Genomic DNA, 23,571 nt, shown 5'->3' with positions numbered 1-23,571 from the left:
GTGTCCGGCAACAGCAGCCGAGCATGGCTCGGTTCTACAGGAAACCATCTTCAGCGGCGCACGTAGTGCACGAAGCGGAACGCGTGGACATGGCGTTCGTCGGCCGGGTGCGGCTCGCTGCTCACTTCCCGCCAGTCCTGCGCATCCACCTCGGGGAAATGGGTATCGGCGGGGACTTCGGCATCCACCCAGGTCAGGTACAGGTCACTGGCCTGGTCCAGCAGCTGGTGGAAGATCTCGCCGCCGCCGATGATGCACAACTCGCTGGCGCCCTCGCGTTCGGCAATCGTCTTCGCCTCATCCAGCGACGCCACCGCGCGCATGCCCTCGAACGGCACCTGCCCGCTGCGGGTCAGCACCAGGTTGGTCCGCCCCGGCAGTACGCGGCCGATCGACTCGGCCGTCTTGCGCCCCATCAGGATCGGCTTGCCCAGGGTGAGCGCCTTGAAGTGCTTGAAATCATCCGGCAGGTGCCAGGGCATGGCATTGCCCTGGCCGATGCCACGGTTGCGATCCAACGCCACGATCATCGACAGCTTCATTGCTACCACCTCCTCAGCTGGCGTCGATCTGCAGGCGTTCGCAGGCAGCGTTGGCGGCACTGGCGGCCTGCAGCGCCGCCGCCAGCGCAGGACTGGACGTGGACTGCTCATCCAGGCCATCGAGGATCTTCTGCTTCTGCGCCTCTTCGATATCCTTCAGGCCCGGTCCGGACAGGATGTCTGCCGACAACGCAGCAGTGTCGGTGCTGGCACGACGTGCCAGAAATGCCTGCAACTGGTCACTGGAATAGACGGTGGCAAGCTGCTGCTCGAGCGTGCGCTGATAGGCCGGATCCTCGACACCCGCCTTCAGGTGCTCGGTCATCGCCGTGTACATGCCGGTTACCGCCTCACGCATCTGCGCCCGGCAGCCTTCCGGCACATCCTGGGGCATCATCGTGCCGCCGTTGAAGGCCCCGGCGAACGCCTGCACTTCCTCGCGCATGTGCTTGTGCACGATCTGCTCATTGACCTGCCGGGCCAACGACAGCGCATCGGCCGGTCCGGCCTGCACCATGGCCAGCGGCAACATGCCGCACAGCGCCAGCAGGCCGCTGGAAATCAATCGGGGACTCATACCGCCACCGGCGCCTTGATCGCCGGGTGCGGATCGTAGCCGTCGATGCGGATGTCGTTGAACTGGAAGCCGAACAGGTCGGTCACCTCCGGGTTCAACCACAGCGTCGGCAGCGCGCGCGGTTCACGCGACAGCTGCTCGCGCGCCTGCTCGAAGTGGTTCGAATACAGGTGCGCATCGCCCAGCGTATGCACGAAATCACCCACGCCCAGGCCGGTGGCCTGCGCCACCATGTGGGTCAACAGCGCATAGCTGGCGATGTTGAACGGCACGCCGAGGAAGATGTCGCCGCTGCGCTGGTACAGCTGGCAGCTGAGCTTGCCGTCCACCACGTAGAACTGGAACAGGTTGTGGCACGGCATCAGCGCCATCTGCGAAAGCTCGCCCACGTTCCAGGCGCTGACCACCAGCCGGCGCGAATCGGGGTTGCGCTTGATCTCGTCCACCAGCCACTGCATCTGGTCGATCTCGCCGCCATCGGCGGTGGCCCAGCTGCGCCACTGCTTTCCGTAGACCGGGCCGAGGTCGCCGTTCTCGTCGGCCCACTCGTCCCAGATCCGCACTTGGTTGTCCTTCAGGTAGCCGATGTTGGTGTCGCCCTTCAGGAACCACAGCAGCTCGTGGATGATCGAGCGCAGGTGCAGTTTCTTGGTGGTGACCAGCGGGAAGCCTTCGGCCAGGTTGAAACGCATCTGCCAGCCGAACACGCTGCGGGTACCGGTGCCGGTGCGGTCGCTCTTCTCGGCGCCGTGCTCGAGCACGTGCGAGAGCAGGTCCAGGTAAGCCTTCATGCCTTGCCCTCGGCAGCCACCGGCAGCTGCGGCTGCAGCACCGGCGCGCGGCGCGACATCACCAGCAGCACCAGGCCGAAGGCGATCAGCGGCAGGCTGAGGATCTGGCCACGGGTCAGCCAGTCGAAGGCCACGTAGACACCGTTGTCGGGCATGCGCACGAACTCCACGGCGAAGCGGAACAGGCCGTACATCAGCGCGAACAGGCCACCCACCAGGTAGCGGTGGCGCGGCTTGGCCGACACCGCCCACAGCACCACGAACATCACCAGGCCTTCCAGGAACGCTTCATACAGCTGCGAGGGATGCCGTGCGAACTGGTTCAACGCGCCGGTCGCGAACTGCGCCTGCAGGGTCGCGTGGTCGAGCTGGTTCAGCGGCGCCGGCAGGCCGGACGGGAACACCACGCCCCACGTGCCGTCGGTGTACTTGCCCCACAGCTCGGCGCCGATGAAGTTGCCGATGCGGCCGAAGCCCAGGCCCAGCGGCACCAGCGGCGCCATGAAATCCATGGTGTCGAAGAAGTGCAGCGCGTGCTTGCGCGACCACCACCAGCAGGCACCGAGTACGCCGAGCAGGCCGCCGTGGAAGCTCATGCCGCCATCCCAGACCTTGAACAGCAGCAGCGGGTTGTGCAGGAAATCGCCCAGCGCGTAGAACAGCATGTAGCCGATGCGCCCGCCCAGCACCACGCCGAGCATGGCGTAGAACAGCAGGTCGGAGAAACCATTGGCATCGACGCCCGGCAGGCGCCCGGCGGCGATGCGCTTGCGGCCCAGCAGCCAGGCGGCGGTGAAGCCGAGCAGGTACATGATGCCGTACCAGTGCACCTTGATCGGCCCCAGCGAGAGGGCGATGGGGTCGATGTCGTGGAAATAGATCATGGAAGGTGCCTTGCGGTTGAACGCCTATTCTCGGGCCAGTGCCGCCCCGGCTCAACCAAGGAGCTGGGGCGAGTTCGGCAACGCGTCATCGTTCGACCGCGTCGAGGCCGGAAAGTGCCCTTCGATCAGGCTGGAGACCTCGTCGATGGCATCCTGCAGCGCTTCCACCGGATGGGAGCCACGCAGGCCCTCGCGCAGGTGGGTGCAGACCCGCTGCCACTGCGCCGGGCTGACCCGGCCGTGCAGGCCACGGTCGGCGACGATCTCGATGGCGTGGTCAGCCAGCAGCAGGTAGATCAGCACGCCATTGTTATGGGTGGTATCCCAGGTGCGCAGACGGGCGAAGGCATGTTCGGCGGCCTGGCGCGGGCTGACCCTGTGCCACAGCGCGGCCAGCGGCAGGTCCGCTTCCACCGCGAACATCACCTGCCCGCCGTGGCGCTGCTCACCGGCCGCGATGGCCTCGGTGATCGCCTGCAGCGTGGCCGGCGGGAACGCGCGCCGTACCGACGGCGAAAACACATGACGACACAGTCGTTGGATCATCACCAGCCCCCCGAAGCACCGCCACCACCGGAGCGGCCACCACCGCCTCCCCAGCCGCCACCACCGCCTCCCCAGCCGCCACCGCCGCCGAAGCCGCCGCCACCGCCCCAGCTGCCACCGCCCCAGCCACCGCCACCGGCAAAGCGGCCCGGGTGGCCGGAGAGCATGGCCACGATCAGGCCTACGATGCCCGCCAGGCCACTGGCCAGCAGCGTGGACGTGAACAGGAACGCCGCCAGGGCTGCACCGGCACCGCCGAGCACGCCACGCAGCGGCCGCGGCACCCGCGAGAACACGCCGCGCAGGATGCTGCCGGCGAACACACCGATGAACAGCGCCAGGAACCAGGTATCACCGCCACCGCTGGGATCACGCCCGCGATGGCCGCTGACCGGTGCCGGCAGCGTTTCGCCGTCGATCAGCTTGACCAGCACCGCCGTGGCGTCGGTGATGCCACCGGCGTAGTCGCCGCTGCGGAAGCGCGGCACCAGGTATTCCTGGATGACCCGGTTGGCGATGGCATCGGGAATCGCGCCTTCCAGGCCGTAGCCGGGTTCGATGCGCACGCGCCGGTCATCCTTGGCCACTACCAGCAGCACGCCGTCATCCACGCCCTTGCGGCCAATCTGCCACTGGTCGAAGACGCGCGTGGTGTACTGCGCGATGTCTTCCGGCTGGGTGGTGGGCACCACCAGCACCTGCAGCTGGCTGCCCTTGCGCTGCTGCAGTTCCATCGCCTGCTGCAACAGCGCCTGCTTCTGCGTGGCATCCAGCGTGCCGGTGGTATCGACCACCGGCGAATCCAGCGCAGGAACCGGCGCCAGCTGCTGCGCCTGCGAGGCCAGCGGCAGCCACAGCAGCAGGGCCAGCAGCGCAGTGGCAAGGCGCATGGGTCAGTGGCCCGGCTGCGGTGCCGGCTGCTGCTGCGGCGCGTTGCCGAAATCGACCGCCGGCGCGTTGGAGATCTGCGCTTCGTTTTCCACGGTGAAGTTCGGCTTGGTCTTGTAGCCGAAGATCTTGGCGGTGATCACCTGTGGGAACGAGCGGATGTAGGTGTTGTAGTCCTGCACCTGCTGGATGTAACGGCCGCGGGCGACGGTGACCCGGTTCTCGGTACCTTCCAGCTGCGCCTGCAGGTCGCGGAAGTTCTGGTTGGACTTCAGCTCCGGATAGTTCTCGGTGACCACCAGCAGCCGCGACAGCGCGCTGCCGAGTTCGCCCTGGGCCTGCTGGAACTGCTTGAGCGAGGCTTCGTCGTCGGCATTGACGTTGATCTGGCCGACACGCGAACGGGCGTTGGTGACCTCGGTCAGCACGCGCTCTTCCTGGCTGGCGAAGCCCTTCACGGTCTGCACCAGGTTGGGCACCAGGTCGGCGCGGCGCTTGTACTGGTTGATGACCTCCGACCAGCTGGCCTTGACCGCTTCATCCTTCTGCTGGATGGCGTTGTAGCCACAGCCGGAGAGCAGGGAGGCCAGCAGCATCAGGGGCAGGACACGGGTGAACAGGCGCATGGCGGAGGTTCCGGGTGGGCTTGGCGCCGAGCATGCCATGGCCGGTGTTAACGAACGTGTGGAGATGAACAGGAATCCGGCAGGGCCGACCGGCCCAGGCCAGGAGGTCGCTGAAGCGATGGGTCTGGCGCATTGCCTGAACTGGGCCTAGGGGCGGCTCTGCCCCTTGCTTCCGCCTTCCGTCGGCCAGGCCCCCCGGCAGGGCAATCACGGGCCCATTTCGTACTTGTTGCATGGCTCAACACAGTTTCCGCATCAGATAGTTCAGGAATCCCGCACTTGAACTACCCGCCCGCAGATGCAGCAGCCATCGGTCGGGAAATGGGCATCGACCTCAATCATGTACAGACTTCTTTCAACAGCAGCCATCATCGCTGTGCTCATGCCTACGGCTTGCGCCCAGCCGACCCCGGGGCCCACACGGGATGCTCCGACGCCCGGGCCTGTCCTTACCCCGACTGCCCTCACCGCGCCAGCCGATGCCCAGACCCGGGACATGCTGCTTCACGTAGGGGGTGACAGCTATATAGGCAAGGCCTACATCGTGTCCGCATCGACGCAGGAGGTCAGCACGGCGTTTCGCGCGCGAAGCTATTTTTCCAGCTCATTTAGCCAGAGGGATCACGCTCAACCTATCCTGGGGGACATGGAGCGGGCGTGGATGAAGGTCTACGGGCACTTCCACCCTGAGAAAAGTGCAATCGTATTCGCGACGAACCTCGCTGCAATCGATGTAGCGGCCACGTTGGGGGTCATCGCACCAGAAGAGAAGTCGCGCTGGCGTACTTACGTAGAGCAGCTGTCTCCATCCGATCTCGATCCCACAGGTGCCTCGTTCACTGATCTGACTGTGGATCGGCTGACGTTCTCCAGTTCCTACATTGACACTTCGCGACGCAGGTCAGGCGACAAGCACGTTGTTCTTATCGACCTGACAGATCTGACAGGCGCTCCTCCGCAGACGCTGCTTTGGTATGCGGAACGGCGCCAGGAACAACGCCGTGTCGATCGGAAAGCCTTCGCATCCATTCCGGGGGTCGCCGGTGTGCCCTACCCGCATTGGGAGACCGAGATGATCACGGAGAACAACGCCAGCCAGGAATTCTCAGACCAGATGCAGGCGCTGGTATCAACGCTCCCGGCGGGCCCTGGAACATCATTGGATGTCATCTCGAATCTGTTCAATCCAAGCGAAGAGAGGCCGGTTCAGCGCATCGCCCCTCGCCTGCCCGTGGATGGCACGACGACGATGCTCCAGTGGCTCCCAATCCAGGGGATTCAACCGGGCAACAACTCTGGCCAGATTCGTTCGCTATCCAGTGACCAGTTCCATGTCACGTCAGCCACCAACAGCTCATACGGTTACATTGCCGCGAAGAAGGATGGGGGCGTCGTGGCTTGGCAGATGGGTGAAAGTCAGCGGGTCATCGAGACAAAGGTCGACCCAAAGGGGGGGTTATGGGCCCTGACCGCAATCGAGCCAAGCCTGACGCAACAGATTCTTACGTCCTGTCCTGTGTGGATCAGCGTTGATGCGACCGGGTCGATCCGAAGCGACCGTTGCATGCAGAGCACCATGGCCCCTCGTTGGCAACTTGATGCAGATGGCAACTCCTATCTCTACTCGGAGCCTCACATGGCGACAGAGGAGCGCTTCCCTGAGCGGATCATGGACACAGGATCAGGAGAAGCCATCGCGATGAAGGAGCTTTGGAAGGACAGAACGAACTTGAGACGGCGCGTCTTTGGCTACATGCAATCCTGCTCCTCAGGTCCGGCACCGGACCTGGGAGACGGACTTTTCTGGTTCACGAGTTGCGGTCTGGTTGGTGTTGCACCTGCGTCAGGCGATGTGGTCAAGAGCTTTCCACTAAGGTCCGGAAGCACTGGACGCTTGGTGTTGGGGAGCGCCGCGGGCGACTGGGTCGCCGAAGAGACTCGTGATCCAACAGACCAGAGGGAAGTTCTTCGCATTCATCGTCTTTCCACCGGGGAAACTGCATTTCAGGTGGAACGAAAAGCCGGTACTCAGGCACTGGCACGCACGGCTCAAGGCAGGCTGCTCGCGATGACGGTTACGGGTGCTTCGCCGGGCCGTTACGTCGATGTCTGGCGCATGGATTCCGGCAAGCACGTCTCACGTCTCGGCGTTCCTGAGGGAATCGCATTGAAATCCCTTGCATTCAATCGAGCCGGGACGGAGCTGTGGGTTCATGCACATCGACTCGCAGGTGAGGAAGCCGGCGTACTTATCTGGCCCGTGCCGGAATCATTGCAGGACGGCGCTGACGAAAACTGGAGCCCTGACGAGGCCGTAGTAAAGAAACACTAGCCAGTCCGATCCATCCACGCACTAGTCTCTGCAGAAGCCCATACTCCAAGCATTCGTGTCGACCAAGGTCGACACCTACCAGAGCAGAATCAGGGCCAGAGCCCGTTGCGCAGCAACGGGATCCGACCCCGTGCAGTTCCGGCAGACCGCGGGAAACTGTCGGGGGTGGGGCGGTGTGGGCTTGCAGGACCGCAGGCGCCATGGATGGCGCCTACGAGCCCCCAGGGATGGGTTTACGGCGTGTCCTGCAAGCCCACACCGCCCCGCCCAGCTCTCAGCAAACCAGCTTTTGACGTTGAGGGTGCCGGCCAGCGGCCGGCACTACCGCTTCGGCGGGTGCAGGGCGCAGCCCTGCCGGGAACCCTCCCCCCTTCAGCAAGCCTCAGCCACCGCAGTGCGCGGACGCCCCAGCCATGCCAGCAGCAGGCCCGATGCCGCCAGCAGGCCACCAGCCACCGGAATCGCCGCATAACCCAGCCCCGAGCTGATCACCGCACCGCCCAGCGCCGCACCCACGGCATTGCCCAGGTTGAACGCACCCACGTTGATCGACGATGCCAGACCCGGCGCCTCGCTGGCCGCCTGCATCACCCGGATCTGCAGCGGCGGCACGATCGCAAAGGTTGCCGCGCCGAACAGCAGCACGCCCAGCGCCGCAGTAGCATGGTGCATGAAGGCCAACGGCAGCACGAACATCAGCACCGCCAAAGCGGCCAACAGGATGCGGGTGGCGCCATCCAGCGACCAGTCAGCCATGCGCCCGCCGATGCCGTTGCCGAAGGTGAAGCCGATACCGATCAGGGCCAGCGACATCGCAATGAAGGCGTTGGAGGCACCGGTCAACTCGGTCAGCACCGGCGCCACGTAGGTGTAGAGGGTGAACATCGCGCCCGCGCCGAGGACCGTGGTGCCCATCGCCAGCAACACCTGCGGCTGCAGGATCGCCTTCAGTTCGCGGCGCACGTCCGGGCGCGGACCCGGCGCAGACGCCGGCAGCGCGAAGCCCAGCGCGGTGATCGCGACCAGGCCCAGCACCGCCGTACCGGCGAAGGACAGGCGCCAGCCCAATTGCTGGCCCACCCAGGTGGCCAGCGGCACGCCGCCAATGTTGGCGATGGTCAGGCCCATGAACATGGTGGCCACGGCAGCAGCCTGCTTGTCCTTAGGCACAAGGCTGGCGGCGACCACCGCACCGATGCCGAAGAAGGCACCGTGATTGAGGCTGGTGACCAGACGCGACAGCAGCAGCAGGCCGTAGTTCGGGGCCAGTGCCGAGAGCAGGTTGCCAACCACGAAAATCGACATCAGCAGCATCAGCGCGGTGCGCTTGCCGAACCGTCCCATCAGCAGCGTCATCACCGGGGCCCCCAGCATCACGCCCACGGCGTAGGCGGTGATCAGCATGCCGGCGGTGGGAATGCCCACGCCCACGCCGTCGGCGATGACTGGCAACAGGCCCATCGGCGCAAACTCGGTGGTTCCGATGGCGAAGGCGCCGACGGCAAGCGCCAGCAAGGCGGCTCTGGAATTCATGGGAGGGTTTCCTGGGGGCGGGAATCGGGAGTGCGTAGCCTGCGCGCTCTGCTGTTCCGGATTAAGCCTCGCCCTGGGAAAACACTGTTGATCCTGGTTCACAAGTGGATGCCGGAATTCCGCTGCGAGTGCCAAAACCGCGGTTCCGGTGTAGAGCCGAGCCCATGCTCGGCTGCTTCCTGCCGGTCAGCCGAGCATGGGCTCGGGCTCTACAAGGCAGAACGAAGAACCCCCGGCGTTGGCCGGGGGTTCGGGGTCATGCGCTTACCAGTCGCCGGCACCCGGCACGTGGTGTTCGCGGGCGCGGCGGCGCATCAGCAGGTTCAGCCACTCCACCAGCACCGAGAAGCCCATCGCGGCGTAGATGTAGGGCTTGGGCACGTGCACGTCCAGGCCGTCCAGGATCAGCACCGCACCGATCATCAGGATGAAGGCCAGGGCCAGCATCTTCACGGTCGGGTTGGCGTCGATGAAGCGGCCCAGCGGGTTGGCGGCCAGCAGCATCACCAGCACCGACAGCAGGATGGCGGCCACCATCACCGGGATGTGGTCGGCGATGCCGACGGCGGTGATCACCGAGTCCAGCGAGAACACGATGTCGATCACCGCGATCTGGGCGATCACGTAGCCGAACACGGCCGACGCCTTGGTGGTGCTGGGGTCTTCGTCCTCGCCACCGCTGATCAGTTCCTTGATCTCCATGCAGCCCTTGATGATCAGGAACAGGCCACCGACGATCAGCACCAGGTCGCGGATGGAGATGCCCATGCCGGCCACGGTGAACAGGTTGGCCGCCATGTGCGCCAGGTAGGCCAGCGACACCAGCAGGCCGATGCGGGTGATGCAGGCCACCGCGATGCCGAGCTTGCGTGCGAACGGACGCCGCTCTTCCGGCAGCTTGCTGACCGCGATGGAAATGAACACCAGGTTGTCGATGCCGAGCACGATTTCCAGCGCGCTGAGCGTGAACAGGGTCACCCAGGCATTGGGGTCGGCGAGGAACTCAAAGGACATGGAAACTCTTCAAGGCAGTGGGGGAATGGGGTTTCAGCCGTAATTGCCGGCCATTGCATGCGGGACCACGACCAGCGCCCAGCACAGAAGCACGTTCATCATCAGCACGAACACCGCCGCCGAGCCCATGTCCTTGGCGCGGCCGGCCAGCTCATGGATCTCGCTGCCGTAACGTTCGATCACCGCTTCGATGGCCGAGTTGGCCAGTTCCATTGCCAGCACCAGCAGCATCGAGCCGATCAGCAGCGCGCGCTCGACCGGGGTCTGGCCCAGCCAGATCGCGACCGGGGTCAGCAGGATCAGCAGGTAGACCTCCAGCCGGAACGAGGACTCATGCAGCCAGGCGGCGCGCAGGCCCTGCCAGGACCAGCGGGCGGCCTGGAAGATGCGGCGCGGGCCGCGGGGCAGATGGCCGAACTGATCAGCCACGGGTGGCACATCCAGCAACAGGGGCGCGGCGCAGCGACCGCTCAGACGCACGGCAGGGAATCATGGGTGCACAGGGATAGGCAGATGGCCGCCATTTTGCCACAAGGCCGCCAGCCGCATCCCGGCACCGGCCCGGTGAATGGACTGCCAGGGGCAAGCCCCGGCCCGCCCCAGCTTCTATGATGGCTGTCCCCTTCCCTGCTGGAGCGCCTGATGTCCCGTCGCCGTACCTGCCTGCTGATGCTGGGCCTGCTGACCGTCGCCCCCCTGGCCCAGGCGCTGAGCCCGACCAAGCCGCCGCGCGTGCCCGAGCAGGTCTCCAACGTGGCCTGGGCCGGCGACATGGCCCGCTTCGCCAGCGCCGACCAGGCCAACCCGCCGCCACGGGGCGGCATCGAATTCATCGGCAGCTCCTCGATCCGCATGTGGGAAGGCCTGGCAGCCGACTTCCCCGGCCAGCCGGTGTTCAACCGTGGCTTCGGTGGTTCGGAAGTGCGCGACAGCACCTGGTATGCCGACCGCATCGTAGTGCCGTATGCGCCGTGCAAGGTGTTCTTCTACGCCGGTGACAACGACCTCAACAGCGGCCGCAGCGCCGTGCAGGTGCGCGACGATGTGGTTGCCTTCGTGCAGCGCGTGCACCGCGACCTGCCGAAGACCAGGGTCGAGTACCTGTCGATCAAGCCGAGCCCATCGCGTGCGCATCTGCTGCCGGCGATCAACGAGGCCAACGCGCTGATCAAGGCCGCCCTGGCCAAGCTGCCCAACACCGGTTTCACCGACGTCTACACACCCATGCTCGGCACCGATGGCCAGCCGGATGCGTCGCTGTTCCGCGAGGACATGCTGCACATGACCCCGGCCGGCTATGACATCTGGACCAAGGCACTGGCGCCGAAGGTCAACTGCAACTGAGGCACTGCGGACGCCGGGCATGGCCCGGCGCTACCGCAACCCCATCCACGCATGGCGTGGATCTACTGCGGATCGCGGGAATCTGTCGAAGGCGGGGCGGTAGATGCCAACCTTGGTTGGCATGGGGACCCGCGTGAATCCTGTTGAAAGCGCCGACCAAGGTCGGCATCTACCGAGTCAGCAGGTGCCGCCTCAGCGGAAGATCACCGTGGCCTGGGTGCCCTGGCCCGGCTCGCTGGCCAGACTGACCTTCCAGCCGAAGCGGTCGCACAGCCGGCGCACGATCGACAGGCCCAGGCCGGTGCCCTGCGGACGGCTCGGCTCGGCACGGTAGAACGGCTCGAAGGCCCGCGACAGCGCGTCGGCCGACATGCCGATACCGGTATCGCGCACCACCACCCGGTCGTTGTGCACCTGCACGTCGATGCGCCCTTCGTCGGTGTAGCTGCAGGCGTTGCGCACCAGGTTGCTGACCACCACCTGCAGCACCCGCGGCGGCGCATGCAGCTGCACCGGGCCATCGCTGTGCAGGTGCACCGACACCGGGCGCGTACCCAGCAGTTCGTTGGCGTTGTCCACTTCATAGCGGACGATGTCGTTGACGTCGAACAGCTCGACCTGGGGCTCGACGTCGGCCTCGCGTGCCAGGATCAGGAAGGCATCGATCACCGCCTCCATGTCACGGCCTGCACGCTGGATGCGCTGCAGGCTGCGGCGCAGGCGCGGCTCCAGGCTGTCATCGCCCAGTGCCATGTCGCTGGCGACGCGGATGACGGTCAGCGGTGTGCGCAGTTCATGGCTGGCGTCGCGGGTGAAATTGCGCTCGCGCGCCACATGCGCGCTGACCCGGTTGGCCAGCGAATGCAGTGCGGCCGCCAGCTGCCGGGTCTCGCCCTGCATGTCCGCCGGCAGCTTGTTCGGTTCCAGGTCGGCCGCCTCCGGGTGGCCCGGATCCCAGCGTGAGACGCGCCGCGCCAGCCAGTTCACCGGCGACACCAGGCGCTTGGAGGCCCGATAGGTCACCCAGCTGGCGCCATACACCGCCAGCAGGGTCAGCAGCACCGGCACGATGCCGAACCAGAACGCCAGCATCTCCGCGCGCGAACGCAGGAACACCAGGTAAAGGCGGCCGGCCGGGCGTACATCGACCAGCACCAGCTGGTCGTCCTTGGGCAGTTCGTGGAAGCCGGGCTCCAGGTTGCGCAGGTTGGCCGGCAACGACAGGGCCGACTGCCCGCTTTCCAGCAGGTAGCCACGGATGTTCTGGGTGTTGGGTGGGGGCTGCACCGGCGAGGCCTCGTGCAGCGTCCAGAAGTACGCTGCCTCCTCGCGCAGGGCGGCGCCAACCAGGCTGTGCTTGATCACCAGCGAGACCAGCCACGCACCCAGCAGGATGCCCAGGCTGGCCAGCACTGCCTGCAGGATGAAAGCGATACGGATCTTGCGCGGCAGGCCGTGCGGCATTGCGGGGTCCCGGTCAGAGCGCTGCGATTATAGGCAGCGCACTGCGCCGTGCGGATGCATGGGCGATGACCGGTGGCAGCACCATCCGGTCATCCCCCGCCCTCCGTGGCCGCATCCCGGCCCGGCCTGCGGCTGCACCGGCGCGGGCCTGCTCAGGCCATCGGCTGGGCGATGTCGGCAATGCGGTAGCCGGCACTCTGCACGGTATGCAGCAGCGGACGGTCGAACGGCTTGTCGATGATCTTGCGCAGGTTGTACAGATGGCTGCGCAGGGTGTCCGAATCCGGCAGGCCGTTGCCCCAGATCTCGCGTTCGATCTCCTGGCGGGTGACCACGCGCGGCGATTCGCGCATCAGGATGGTCAGCAGGCGCAGGCCGATCGGCGACAGCTGCAGCTCGGTACCGGCACGGGTGGCACGCATGCTGACCGGATCAAGCACCAGGTCGGCGACCTTCAGTACTTCCGACCCCACCTGGCGACGTTCGCGGCGGATCAGCGCGCGCAGGCGGGCTTCCAGCTCCTGGATCGCGAACGGCTTGGTCAGGTAGTCATCGGCGCCGAAACCGAGGCCGGTGAGCTTGTCGTCCAGCGTGTCGCGTGCCGTGAGCATCAGCACCGGGGTGGACTTGCGCGCATCGTTGCGCAGGCGACGGCACACTTCGATGCCATCCAGGCGCGGCAACATCAAGTCGAGCACCACGACGTCATAGCTGTTCTCCGCCGCAAGGCGGTAGCCATCCAGGCCGTCCTGTGCATAGTCGACTTCGAAGCCGCGACCTTCCAGGTATTCCCCGATCATCTCGGAGATGTTGCGGTTGTCTTCGACCACCAGCACCAAGCCGGAGGTCTCCTTCGTCTGACGCATGTGATTCCCTCTAACTTCAGCTTTGTGAAACATGCCGGATCGACGGTGGACGCGATGTGAAGTTCCGTCAAGAGGGAAGTAAATCGTTCAGAGCAGGGGGCGCAGCAGCGGCCAGACGTTGTCCAGCACCTTCGGCTGCGCCTGTGCGGTCGGGTGCAGGCCATCGGCCTGCATCATGCCCGGCTGCAGGGCCACGCCCTCCAGCAGGAACGGCAGCAGCGGCACCTTGTACTGCGTGGCCAGCGCCTTGTAGGCGGCCGCCAGGCGCTGGCGGTAGGCCGGGCCGTAATTGGGCGGCACGTCGATGCCCAGCAGCAGCACCTTGGCACCGGCCTTCTGGCTGGCCTGCACCATCTTTTCCAGGTTGCCCTGCACCTGCGCCGGGGTCAGCCCACGCAGCGCGTCATTGCCACCGAGGGCAATCACCACCACGGTCGGTTTTTCCTTGGCCAGCAGGCCCGGCAGGCGGGTCAGCGCGCCGGCGGTGGTCTCCCCGCTCATACTGGCGTTGACGATGCGCGCCGGCGTTTTCGACTGCTGCCTGACCCGCTGCTGCAGCAGGCTGACCCAGCCGGCGTCGGCGGGGATATTGTGGGCTGCACTGAGGCTGTCGCCGAGCACCAGCACGGTACCGGCCGGACCTTTGGCACAGGCCAGCCCCGGCAACAGCAGGAACGCTAGCAGCAGCATCATCATCGCGCCGGCTTGCCGGCTCCATCCCGTCTTGCGCATTGGAGTCTCCTCATCGACAGCCTGTCCCCCCGCAGCGCGCCCGTCGCCATCGCCGTCGACCAGGTCGGCAAGTCCGTGCAGGGCCCGGAGGGTGAAGTCCACATACTGGACAACATCACCCTGACCGTCCATGAAGGCACCAGCGTGGCCATCGTCGGTGCTTCAGGTTCCGGCAAGACCACCCTGCTCGGCCTGCTGGCCGGGCTGGACCTGCCCAGCCGCGGCCGCATCAGCCTGGCCGGGCACGACCTGGGAAACCTTGACGAGGAAGCACGCGCCCAGCTGCGCGCACGCGAGGTCGGTTTCGTGTTCCAGAGCTTCCACCTGCTGCCGGCACTGACCGCCGCCGAGAACGTCGCGCTGCCACTGGAGCTGGCCGGACGCGAGGACCGCGCGCGGGTGGACGAGGTGCTGGCCCAGGTGGGCCTGGCCCATCGCGCCCGCCACTACCCGCGGCAGTTGTCCGGCGGTGAACAGCAACGCGTGGCACTGGCGCGTGCCTTCGTCACCCGCCCACGCATCCTGTTTGCCGACGAACCGACCGGCTCGCTGGACCACACCACCGGCCAGCACATCAGCGACCTGCTGTTCGAGTTGAACGCCGGCAGCGGCACCACCCTGGTGCTGGTCACCCATGACCTGCGTCTGGCCCAGCGCTGCCAGTACATCCATCGCATCGACGACGGCCGCCTGCTGCCGGTTGAACATGGGGCCCAGGCATGAACCTGCTGCGGCATGCGTGGCGCGCGCTGCGTCGCGAGGCCCTGGCCGGCGACCTGCTGACCGTGTTCGCCGCGCTGGTACTGGGCGTGGCGGTGATGACCGCAGTCGGTACGCTGGTGAACCGGGTCAACCTGGCACTGACCGGCAGCGCAGCGGAAATGCTCGGCGGTGACCTCGGCATTGCCGGGCGCGATGACCCGCCGCAGGCGTTCGCCGATGAGGCACAACGGCGCGGACTGGCCTTCACCCGTATCGCCAGCTTCGGCAGCGTGCTGTTCAACGGTGATGCCAGCCAGATGGCCAGCATCAAGGCGGTGCAGGCGGGCTATCCACTGCGCGGCACGCTGTGGGTGCGCAGCACGCCCGGTGGCGCGCTGATCGCCGAGGCCGGCATGCCACCCAAGGGCCAGGCCTATGCCGACCCGCGCCTGCTGCAGGGGCTGGGGCTGAAGACCGGCGATGACCTCGAATTCGGCGCAGGCACACTGCGCATCGCCGGCATCATCGAGGCCGAACCGGACACCGGTGGCGACCTGCTGACGCTCTCGCCGACCCTGCTGGTCAACCGCGCCGATGTTGAGGGCACCGGCCTGCTCGGCCCCGGCAGCCGCATCAACTATCGGCTGATGTTTGCAGGACCGCCCGGGCAGGTCGCGTCCCTGCGTGAGTGGCTGCTGCCACAAGTGAAGGGCCTGCGCCTGCTGAGCGTGGATGACACCCAGCGCGGCGTGCGCCAGGCCTTCGATCTGGCCGGCCGCTTCCTCGGCCTGAGCGCGCTGCTGGCAGTACTGCTGGCCGGCGTGGCGACCGCGCTGGCGGCCAACCGTTTTGCCCTGCGCCGTATCGACCAGGTGGCGATCCTGCGCTGCCTGGGTGCGCGCCAGCGCGACATACTGCTCGGCCTGGCACTGCAGCTGCTGATGCTGGCAGTGCCGGCCTGCGCGCTTGGCATCGGCCTGGGCATGGCCGCGCAGGAAGGGCTGGTGCAGGTGCTGGGCAGCCTGGTGCCGCAGCGCCTGCCGCTGCCGGAAGCGATGCCGGCGCTGACCGGTGCCGGCATCGGTCTGTTGCTGCTGTTCGGCTTCGGCCTGCCACCGCTGCTGCGCCTGCGCGGGGTGCCGCCGATGCGCGTGCTCAACCGTTCCTTCGCCTCCCTGCCGCCGGCCTCGCTGCTGGCCTATGTGGCCGCGCTGGGGGCGAGCCTGTTGCTGGCGGTGCAGGTCACCGGTGACCTCAAGCTGGCGCTGTGGGTGCTGGGTGGTCTGGCCGCGCTGGCGGTGGCGGCCGGGGTGGTCGGCTTCGTGCTGCTGCAGTTGCTGCGCGGCCTGCAGCATCGCCTGCATGGCAACTGGCGACTGGGCCTGGCCGCACTGACCCGGCGCCGCCTGCTGGCGGTGATGCAGCTGGTCGGGCTGTCGCTGTCGCTGTGCGCGCTGTTGCTGCTGGCGGTGACCGGCCCCGGCCTGCTGCAGCAGTGGCGCGAGCGGCTGCCCGCGGACACGCCGAACTACTTCCTGATCAACATCCAGCCCGAACAGCGCGACAGTGTGCTGGCAACGCTGCGCGGGCTGGGTGCCAACGACGCCAGCATCGAACCGATGGCCACCGGGCGCCTGATCGCCATCAACGGCAAGCCGCCGCTGCGCGTGGACCGCGAGCCGGGTCAGGACGGGCAACCGGCGCAGGGCGGCCAGCGCGACGACGATGACGAGAACCGGCCGCTGAACTTCAGTTGGCGCAGCAGCTTCCCGCCGGCCAATGCGCTGGTCAATGGCACGTTCTGGAAGGCCGACAGCACCGCACCGGAAGCCTCGGTGGAGATCGGCTGGGCCAAACGCTACGGCGTGTATCCCGGCGACCGCATCACCATTGCGGTGGGCGAGCAGGAGCGCGAATTCACCGTCACCAGCGTGCGCAAGGCGGACTGGAACACCTTCCGCCCCAACTTCTTCGTGCTGTTGAACCCGAATGCCGTGGGTGACACCCCGCACAACCTGCTGTCGGCATTCCATCTGCCTGCCGGCAAGGCGGCCGGGCTGGGCGAGCTGGTGCGTGCGCAACCGAACCTGTCGCTGCTGGACGTGGATGCGGTGATCTCGCAGGTGCGCGATGTGATGGAGCGGGTGGCGCAGGCGGTGCAGCTGGTGATGGTGTTCAGCCTGCTGGCAGGTGTGCTGGTGCTGCTGGCCGCGCTGCAGGCCACGGCCGGCGAGCGCCGCTACGACAGCGCGGTGCTGCGCACGCTGGGCGCGACCCGTCGCCAGCTGCGCGGTGCGGTGCTGGTTGAGTTTGGTGCACTGGGCACGCTGGCCGCGTTGCTTGCGGTGGGTGCGGCCGCCGCCATCGGCGTGGCGGTCTCGCAGAAGGTGTTCGAGCTGCCGTTGCTGCCACCCTGGCCGGGACTGCTGCTGGGCGGCGTGGCCGGCATCGGATTGAGCCTGCTGGCCGGCTGGTGGGGCACGCGGCGCATCCTGCATACCTCGCCGGCGCTGGCCCTGCGCGAAGCCTGACGCGGTTGTGACTCACACGGGTGGGACGGGCGGTATGCTGCGCGCCCCACCCGATCAGATCGTCCGGAAACGCGGAACGTTGCTCCCGCGCTCCCGATGTTCAAGGAACGAAGATGAAATACTGCGTCTGTCTGCGCGCCCTCCTGGCCAGTTCCCCGCTGCTCGCCGCGGTGCTGCCCGCAGGCGCCCGCGCGGCGGATGGCTATGTTCCTGACGCGGTTCAGACCTTCGTGCTGGAAACAGTGCTGGCCGACGAGGTGCGCGCCTTCCACGAAGGCCATCAGACCTATCTGGTTCCGGCCGGCGTGTCACGCACGCGCAGCGATGCCGACGTGGTGGCCGACCTGCGTGCGGAATTCAATCGGTTCTACCAGGGCCAACCGAAGCCAAGGAAGGAAGTGGCGCACATGGCGATCCTGGTGGCGCAGACCGCGCTGCTGCTGCCGGACCGGAGCGCCTGCAGCACGGATCGGGTGCGTTGCCACGAAGCTGTCATGGGCGTCCGTACCCGCGATGACGAGGCGAGCCTGCAGGCCACCCTGCGTGCTTTCCAGGACGCCGGGCTGGACCTGACCACCTTGAGTGGGCCGGCGTCCTGAGTGCAGGGCATCCACGCATGGCGTGGATCTACTGGGCTTTTTCCACGTACTTGGCGAACACTTCGTCGATCTGCTTGTCCTTCACCTTCTTGCCGGACTGGATTTCTTCGGCCTGGGTGAACAGCGGAATGATCATCGCCATGCCGTCGATCCTGGTCTTCAGGTGCACGCCCGGGGCCTGGGTCAGGAAACCGTCCCAGCGCTGGCGCACCTTGGCCCAGTAACCGGCAGTAGCCTTCCAGTAGTCGCGCGCCGGGGTGAAGTCGACCTCGGTGGTCTTCACGTAGTCGTTGAAGCCGAACTCGCGTGCGATCTCCACCTGGCTGCCGTCGGCGTTGCGCTGCACCTTGGTGTTGAACTGTTCGTGGGTCCAGCCGTTCGGGGTCAGCGTGTGGCGGTTGATCACGGCCAGCGCGTTGTAGTCGCTGCGCTTGGTGTACTCACGGCGCGGCAGCGGGCGCCAGCTCAGGTCGCTGGTCCAGCTCGGCACGTTGTTGGTGTAGCTCCAGGTGCCGGTGCCGCAGTAGCGTGGCGCGTCGCTCACTTCGTACACGCACTGGGTCCAGGCTCCCTGGTTCACCGCCGCCGGAATGCTGCGCACCTTCCAGGTCTGGTCTGCACTGAACTCGAAACGGTTCGGTGCTTCATACACCCAGTCCTGGCGCCAGTGCTTGGTGATGTGGCCGCTCTTCTCGTCCAGCAGCAGGTGCTGCAGCACGATGCGCTTCGGCGTGTCCTCGACCACGATGACCACTTCGCTGCCACCGCTGCGCATCGCCGGTGCACGCTCGTAGCCCGGCTTCAGCAGCACGGTCTCGTCGAACGCGAAGTCCACGGTGTACTCACCCTGCATGGCAAGGATGCTGTCGTGGTCGCGGGCGATATCGGAGGGCTGCGCGCTGGCCACGCCGCTGGCGGCGAGCAGCAGCATGGCGCTGGCTGTCTGGAGCTTCATCGGGGTCTTCCTTCGGGGTTGCAGATTCATTGAGCGGCCATCCGTGGCCAACGGGCGTTCCATCAGGAGATGGGTCACAGGCGGATCAGCGGCAGGTCGCCGGGAATCCGTGGCGCTTGGCGCCGGGCGGCGTCGGCACAACAACAGTCGTCGATTGCCAGTTCGCCTTCAGCGTTTTCCAGGCGTGCGATGCGGCGCGCGGTGGCCGCGCCCAGCGAGGACAGGGTCGACAGGCTGGCCGCCAGGGTGCGCCCGTCGTCGGCGGCATGCAGGCGCAGCGCGCACAGGCGCCAGCGCTGGCCACCGAGATGGCCGGCCAGGCGCCGCCACAGTCGTTCGCCGACGCTGCCATCGCTGTCGTGTTCCGGTCCCGGCGGCAGCGCCGCGACCAGGCGGTCCCAGGCCAGGAAGTCGCTGTCGGGCAGCAGGTACAAACGCCACACGCAGCGGCCGCGGCCATCGAGGAAACACAGGCTCTCGCGCAGGCCTTCACTGTCCACGCCCTGGCAGGCGTGCACGCGTACGGCCTGGCGCCAGCCACCCAGCTCGTTGCCGTCGGCGTGGTACAGGCACAACACGGTGCCGAGCGTGGCCAGCTGTGCCGGGGTCGGCCAGGCCGCGCTGTGCGGCGCGGCGATGGAGTCATTCCTGCGTGCGGACAGTGCTCGGCTCATGAGGTCACCAGGAAACGGCAAGGCTGGCGGAGAAGGTGCGGCCCGGGCTGCTGAAACGATCGCTCAGTGCGCGATTGGTGATCAGGCTCGGGGTGATCGACGACCATTCGATGTAGCGCTTGTCGGCCAGGTTGAACACGCCGACATTGAAGGTTGCACCCGGTGCGAAGTTCCAGTGCGCCATCAGGTCGAGCACGCCATAGCCGGCCGGCTGGTAGACGAAGGGTGCCGGTGCGTTCGGATTGGTCTGCGCAGCAGGCGGCGGCAGGCGCTTCTTGCGCTGTACGAAGGTGCCGGCCAGTTCGACGCCCCAGGTATCGGTGTCGTACATCAGGCCCAGCGTGCCGCGAAGCGGATCGACCGAGGCCAGCGGCTCGTCATCGGTCCGGTTGTCACCACGCGACCATGCCAACGCACTGCGCAGCGCCCAGCCCTTCAGCGCCGGGCTGAGCTCGCCGAACTCGATGCCGGCCTTCATTTCCGCGCCATAGATGCGTGCTTCGGCGATGTTCTGCGACTGGAACACGGTCAAACCCTGTGCGTTGCGGCCGGTATCGACGTTGGACTGGATGAAATCCTTGTAGTCGTTGTAGTAGCCGCTGACGCTGACGTACGCCGCCGGCGCGATGAAGCGCAGGCCCAGTTCGTAGCCGTCGCTGGTTTCGGGCTTCAGGTCCGGATTGGCGATGGCGGTATAGCGGAAGGCGACATTGGTCAGGCCGATGTTGACGTCGTTGTACGGCGGCGATCGGAAGCCACGCGCATAACCGGCGAACAACGACCACTGGTCGGTGAAGCGCCAGACCATGCCCAGCTTCGGCGACACGCTGGTCTTCTTCAACTGCGCCACGGCCGTGGTCGGGTTGTCTTCGGCGAAGATGCTGTCCACTTCCGGCTTCAGCTCGTAGCGGTCCACGCGCACGCCCGGCACCAGCGACAGCTTGCCGTCGGCCAGGCGCATCTCATCCTGTGCATACAGGCCCAGCTCGGTGGTCTTGCTGATCGGGAAGTCACGCACCGGGAAGGTGTCCGGCAGCACCGTGTTGCTGACCACGCCCGCCTTGCTGACCTGGTAGCCGTCGCGCTTCTGGCGGATCTCGGTACGGGTGCCTTCGAAACCGTAGGTCACTGCGTGCTCGACGCTGCCGGTGGTGAACGCCTTGTTGAACTGCGCCTGCAGGCCATAGGCATGCTGGTCGAAGGAGAACACGCGGTGGCGGCGGGTGCCGTCGGTGCGCGTTTCGTCGGTCTGCTGCCGGGTTTCGCTGTTCTGCGCGTACACCTGCCAGTGCAGGCTGTCGGCGAACGGCTGGTCCAGCGCATCCATTTCGTGGGCGAAGGACACTCGATTGCGCTTCTGGGTGTCGTGGGACTTCATGCCAGTGGCCGCAGCCGTCGCGCCGGGACGCGGCGCAACACTGGCAATCGCCGACAGCACATTGGTATCGGTGGTGTCTTCGTTGCCTTCCACGGTCAGGCGGAAGCGCTGGTCCTCGCTCGGTGCATAGACCAGCTTGCTGAGCAGGCTGCGGCCGTCGCGATCCTGCGGATTGGACGCGGTGCGGGTGTCGTTGTCGCTGCGCACCGTGCCCTTGTTGTCGGTTTCCTGGCCCTGGTGGTGGTTGACGTTGACCAGGCCGCTCCAATGGTCACCACCAAAGGCCGCCGTGGCACCGCCAAGCAGGCCCTTCCACTCACCGTCGTAGCCGAACTTCAGGCCGAAGTAGCTGTTCTTGCCGTCCTTGAGGTAGTCGGCCGGGTCCTTGGTCACGAACGCGACCACGCCGCCCAGTGCATCGGAGCCGTACAGCGAGCTGGCCGGGCCACGCACGATCTCGACCCGCTTGAGCGTATCGAGGTCGGTGAAGTTGCGGTTGGAACTGGCGAACGAACCGATGTCGAACCGGGTCGGCATGACGATGCCGTCGGTCTGGATGCGCACGCGGTTGCCGTCCAGGCCACGGATGCGGAAACCATCCAGGCCGAAGCGGGTCGCGCTGCGGGTGACCGACAGGCCCGGTTCGTAGCGCACCAGATCCTTGATGTCCTGCACCAGATGCCGGTCCATCTGCTCACGGTCGATGACGTCCACGGTGGCCGCCACGTCGCTCACGGCCCGCTCGGTGCGGGTGGCGGTGACCTGCACCCGATCGAATTCGCGCGCATCGGGCGCGGCAGTGGCAGCAGCGTGGGCGGACAGCGGCAGCGCCATCCAGACAGCAAGGCAAAGGGCGGTATGGCGGGTCATCGGGTTCGGTCGGTCAGGCAGGGGAACCCCCGGTTACCGGCACACCCGGAAGGTGCACGCGGTAGACCGAGGGGGAGAGAGCAGGAGCGGACGGGTCGCCCACCCTGTCGGCGCTGCCGGCAGGAGGGAGGGAGGCGGGCGACCAGGCCGCGATTACTTGGTCAGGATCAGCTTGTCGTTGCTGGTGTGCCGCAGGCGATAGAAGCGGTCGCCGTGCTGGATCAGGATTTCACGACGGCCCTTGAGCAGGGCTTCGCTGTCGATGACCTCTTCCGGCGGAACGACGCGGACCGGTCGATCGCGGAGGGTCAGCGTTTCGGGGCGCAGCAGTACAGGTTGAGCATTCATGAGCATCTGGACTCGTGCGAGGGACGAGTTAAATGATAATGATTCTCAGTTGACAATCAACAACCATTCTCAATTTCATTGATGAGATTAATGATCGAATCCGGAAATTCGATAGACATCATCAATCAAAAGATTGGTGCGACCCCTTTGTAGAGTCGAGATCCTATGTTCGTGGTCAAGCCTGCTGGAAGCAGGCTTGACCGACCTTCAGCATGGCCGGATCGAAGTCTCGGCCGCTTTTGAACACGCCCCAGGCGATCCTGGCCAGCTTCCTTGCCAGAATGTTGAAGACGGCGGTGCTGGGGTGACCGCGTTTTGACAGCTCGTCGTAGAGCGGTTGCCCCCGGCGACACCGCTTGAGCCCCATTGCAGCCATGTAGAGCATCTGGCGCAGCATCGGTGCGCCCTGTTTGGACAGCCGACGTCGTCCAGTTCTGCCGCCAGACTCGTTGGGCCGGGGATCCAGGCCGGTGCAGGCAATCCATGCGTTGGCGTTGGCCAACGGCCAGCGCGTCATGTAGTAAATCAGGTGGGACGCGACGGCAGGGCCGATACCCGGGATGGTCAGCAGGCGCTTGTAGAGCGCGCCATGCTCTCCATCGCGGCCCAAGCGCTGCAGTTCGCTTTCCAGCTCGGACAGCGTCCCAGCCAGAGCGCAGAACAGATCAGACAGCTCCCCAGGGTCACTTTTGCTTACCCCGAAGGATTGCTCCAAGCGCGCGCGCGTCTCCACCAGCGCTCGCCGCTTGCGCAGCAAATCGTGCATCTGCTGCTGCTCGTCAGTACGCGGTACGTATTCACGCAGGCGGTCGCTCTCCTTCTTCACATAGCGGGCGATCGCTTGGGCATCCATGGCATCTGTCTTGCCGCGCGAGCCCGTCGCCCGAGCGTAGTTCTTGATCAGCCGTGGATCGATTACATAGACAACGTGGCCCGCCTGGCCAGCCATCCGAGCCAACAACTCGTAGTACCGTCCCGTCGCTTCCATGCCAATCCGGCATCGCTGGGGCAAGGTTTTGAGCCACTTGGCTATCCCGGCCCGGGTGTTGGCGACCCTGTCACCGGCCTTGCGGTCGGCCACCGCCGGCACGAACTCCTTGGAGTCCACGTCCACGCCAATATCGAGAGAATCAGACATTTGTACGGCTCCCAGCTATCTTTAAAGGGCTGGGGTGGTACCGCACCGACGTTAGCTTGCCTACATCGACGATCCCCTTTGGGGGCCGTACGATCCTTTATCGACGTTCGTGTGCGGGATGGGGATCGCTCGACTCGTCTGTCGGCTGGTATCCGCAGATGCATGCTTGACGGTCCCTCCACCCTGGCTCCTACATACAGCGTAGGAGCCGGGAGGAACATACAAGCCATGCTCGAC

At 66.1% G+C, this 23,571-nt stretch carries 23 protein-coding genes; 5 read left to right on the top strand and 18 right to left on the bottom strand.

The annotated features are described in order from the left end of the window. Positions 1 to 50: 50 nt before the first annotated feature. Genes AC13FN_RS17210 through AC13FN_RS17180 form a run of 7 tightly spaced genes read right to left on the bottom strand, consistent with a single transcriptional unit; the run spans position 51 to position 4,854 of the window. Positions 51 to 542: a dihydrofolate reductase gene (locus AC13FN_RS17210; protein ID WP_312392738.1), complete on the bottom strand. Its 492-nt coding sequence runs from the start codon at positions 540 to 542 to the stop codon at positions 51 to 53. Positions 543 to 555: 13 nt separating this feature from the next. Then, positions 556 to 1,119, bottom strand: coding sequence for a hypothetical protein (locus AC13FN_RS17205; RefSeq protein ID WP_230080534.1), 564 nt, complete (start codon positions 1,117 to 1,119; stop codon positions 556 to 558). After that, positions 1,116 to 1,910, bottom strand: coding sequence for a thymidylate synthase (locus AC13FN_RS17200; RefSeq protein WP_043398075.1), 795 nt, complete (start codon positions 1,908 to 1,910; stop codon positions 1,116 to 1,118). The genes AC13FN_RS17205 and AC13FN_RS17200 overlap by 4 nt, the downstream gene beginning before the upstream one ends. Further along, complete coding sequence (gene lgt, locus AC13FN_RS17195) at positions 1,907 to 2,794, bottom strand: prolipoprotein diacylglyceryl transferase (protein ID WP_043398072.1); 888 nt, start codon at positions 2,792 to 2,794, stop codon at positions 1,907 to 1,909. Before lgt ends, AC13FN_RS17200 begins: the two co-directional genes overlap by 4 nt. A 51-nt stretch (positions 2,795 to 2,845) precedes the next feature. After that, positions 2,846 to 3,340 (bottom strand): TPM domain-containing protein, encoded by a 495-nt coding sequence (locus AC13FN_RS17190; RefSeq protein WP_043398070.1) that lies wholly within the window; start codon positions 3,338 to 3,340, stop codon positions 2,846 to 2,848. Continuing rightward, the gene (locus AC13FN_RS17185) at positions 3,340 to 4,230 is read right to left on the bottom strand and encodes a TPM domain-containing protein (protein ID WP_312392735.1); all 891 of its coding nucleotides are present in this window, start codon (positions 4,228 to 4,230) and stop codon (positions 3,340 to 3,342) included. The genes AC13FN_RS17190 and AC13FN_RS17185 overlap by 1 nt, the downstream gene beginning before the upstream one ends. A gap of 3 nt (positions 4,231 to 4,233) precedes the next feature. Further along, positions 4,234 to 4,854 carry a LemA family protein gene (locus AC13FN_RS17180; RefSeq protein ID WP_043398066.1) on the bottom strand — a complete coding sequence of 207 codons (621 nt, stop codon included), beginning with the start codon at positions 4,852 to 4,854 and terminating at the stop codon, positions 4,234 to 4,236. Positions 4,855 to 5,350: 496 nt separating this feature from the next. Between AC13FN_RS17180 and AC13FN_RS17175 the strand changes: the two genes are divergently transcribed. After that, on the top strand, positions 5,351 to 7,186 hold the full coding sequence (locus AC13FN_RS17175) for a hypothetical protein (protein WP_154583077.1): 1,836 nt from the start codon (positions 5,351 to 5,353) through the stop codon (positions 7,184 to 7,186). A gap of 372 nt (positions 7,187 to 7,558) precedes the next feature. Here AC13FN_RS17175 and AC13FN_RS17170 read toward each other — a convergent pair whose 3' ends face one another. The 3 genes from AC13FN_RS17170 to AC13FN_RS17160 all read right to left on the bottom strand — a co-directional run bounded on the left by AC13FN_RS17170 (position 7,559) and on the right by AC13FN_RS17160 (position 10,162). After that, positions 7,559 to 8,719 carry an MFS transporter gene (locus tag AC13FN_RS17170; RefSeq protein WP_482985111.1) on the bottom strand — a complete coding sequence of 387 codons (1,161 nt, stop codon included), beginning with the start codon at positions 8,717 to 8,719 and terminating at the stop codon, positions 7,559 to 7,561. A 264-nt stretch (positions 8,720 to 8,983) separates the two neighbouring features. After that, positions 8,984 to 9,733 carry a TerC family protein gene (locus AC13FN_RS17165; RefSeq protein WP_049435581.1) on the bottom strand — a complete coding sequence of 250 codons (750 nt, stop codon included), beginning with the start codon at positions 9,731 to 9,733 and terminating at the stop codon, positions 8,984 to 8,986. A gap of 33 nt (positions 9,734 to 9,766) precedes the next feature. Beyond that, the gene (locus AC13FN_RS17160) at positions 9,767 to 10,162 is read right to left on the bottom strand and encodes a diacylglycerol kinase (RefSeq protein WP_049435654.1); all 396 of its coding nucleotides are present in this window, start codon (positions 10,160 to 10,162) and stop codon (positions 9,767 to 9,769) included. A gap of 213 nt (positions 10,163 to 10,375) precedes the next feature. On the opposite strand from AC13FN_RS17160, the gene AC13FN_RS17155 reads away from it, so the two are divergent. Further along, a complete protein-coding gene (locus tag AC13FN_RS17155; protein WP_049435582.1) occupies positions 10,376 to 11,077 on the top strand; it encodes an SGNH/GDSL hydrolase family protein in 702 nt (233 codons plus the stop codon). Positions 11,078 to 11,269: 192 nt separating this feature from the next. On the opposite strand, the gene AC13FN_RS17150 is transcribed toward AC13FN_RS17155, so the two are convergent. The 3 genes from AC13FN_RS17150 to AC13FN_RS17140 form a co-directional block, all read right to left on the bottom strand. Further along, positions 11,270 to 12,541 (bottom strand): sensor histidine kinase, encoded by a 1,272-nt coding sequence (locus tag AC13FN_RS17150; RefSeq protein ID WP_099560050.1) that lies wholly within the window; start codon positions 12,539 to 12,541, stop codon positions 11,270 to 11,272. 152 nt (positions 12,542 to 12,693) lie between these two features. Next, entirely contained in the window at positions 12,694 to 13,407 is a 714-nt protein-coding gene (locus AC13FN_RS17145; protein ID WP_002811889.1) for a response regulator transcription factor, read from the bottom strand. Positions 13,408 to 13,494: 87 nt separating this feature from the next. Continuing rightward, positions 13,495 to 14,139, bottom strand: coding sequence for an arylesterase (locus AC13FN_RS17140; protein WP_049435584.1), 645 nt, complete (start codon positions 14,137 to 14,139; stop codon positions 13,495 to 13,497). A 75-nt stretch (positions 14,140 to 14,214) separates the two neighbouring features. Between AC13FN_RS17140 and AC13FN_RS17135 the strand changes: the two genes are divergently transcribed. From AC13FN_RS17135 to AC13FN_RS17125, 3 genes are all read left to right on the top strand, one after another. Next, positions 14,215 to 14,862, top strand: coding sequence for an ABC transporter ATP-binding protein (locus AC13FN_RS17135; protein ID WP_482985125.1), 648 nt, complete (start codon positions 14,215 to 14,217; stop codon positions 14,860 to 14,862). Next, the gene (locus AC13FN_RS17130; RefSeq protein ID WP_482985110.1) at positions 14,859 to 17,372 is read left to right on the top strand and encodes an ABC transporter permease; all 2,514 of its coding nucleotides are present in this window, start codon (positions 14,859 to 14,861) and stop codon (positions 17,370 to 17,372) included. The genes AC13FN_RS17135 and AC13FN_RS17130 overlap by 4 nt, the downstream gene beginning before the upstream one ends. A 113-nt stretch (positions 17,373 to 17,485) precedes the next feature. Then, entirely contained in the window at positions 17,486 to 17,971 is a 486-nt protein-coding gene (locus AC13FN_RS17125) for a hypothetical protein (RefSeq protein WP_482985109.1), read from the top strand. Between the two features lie 28 nt (positions 17,972 to 17,999). On the opposite strand, the gene AC13FN_RS17120 is transcribed toward AC13FN_RS17125, so the two are convergent. The 5 genes from AC13FN_RS17120 to AC13FN_RS17100 form a co-directional block, all read right to left on the bottom strand. Beyond that, a complete protein-coding gene (locus AC13FN_RS17120; protein WP_054171036.1) occupies positions 18,000 to 18,926 on the bottom strand; it encodes a DUF6607 family protein in 927 nt (308 codons plus the stop codon). 74 nt (positions 18,927 to 19,000) lie between these two features. Next, positions 19,001 to 19,600: a ChuX/HutX family heme-like substrate-binding protein gene (locus AC13FN_RS17115; protein WP_043398020.1), complete on the bottom strand. Its 600-nt coding sequence runs from the start codon at positions 19,598 to 19,600 to the stop codon at positions 19,001 to 19,003. A 4-nt stretch (positions 19,601 to 19,604) separates the two neighbouring features. Next, a complete protein-coding gene (locus AC13FN_RS17110) occupies positions 19,605 to 21,848 on the bottom strand; it encodes a TonB-dependent hemoglobin/transferrin/lactoferrin family receptor (protein ID WP_392421905.1) in 2,244 nt (747 codons plus the stop codon). A 153-nt stretch (positions 21,849 to 22,001) separates the two neighbouring features. Beyond that, positions 22,002 to 22,196, bottom strand: coding sequence for a hemin uptake protein HemP (hemP, locus tag AC13FN_RS17105; protein ID WP_005412278.1), 195 nt, complete (start codon positions 22,194 to 22,196; stop codon positions 22,002 to 22,004). Between the two features lie 175 nt (positions 22,197 to 22,371). Beyond that, positions 22,372 to 23,310, bottom strand: coding sequence for an IS110 family transposase (locus AC13FN_RS17100; RefSeq protein WP_482995098.1), 939 nt, complete (start codon positions 23,308 to 23,310; stop codon positions 22,372 to 22,374). Positions 23,311 to 23,571: the final 261 nt, after the last annotated feature.

Source organism: Stenotrophomonas sp. 115C5 (assembly GCF_056861055.1).
This window is presented reverse-complemented; position numbering and strand designations above follow the sequence as displayed.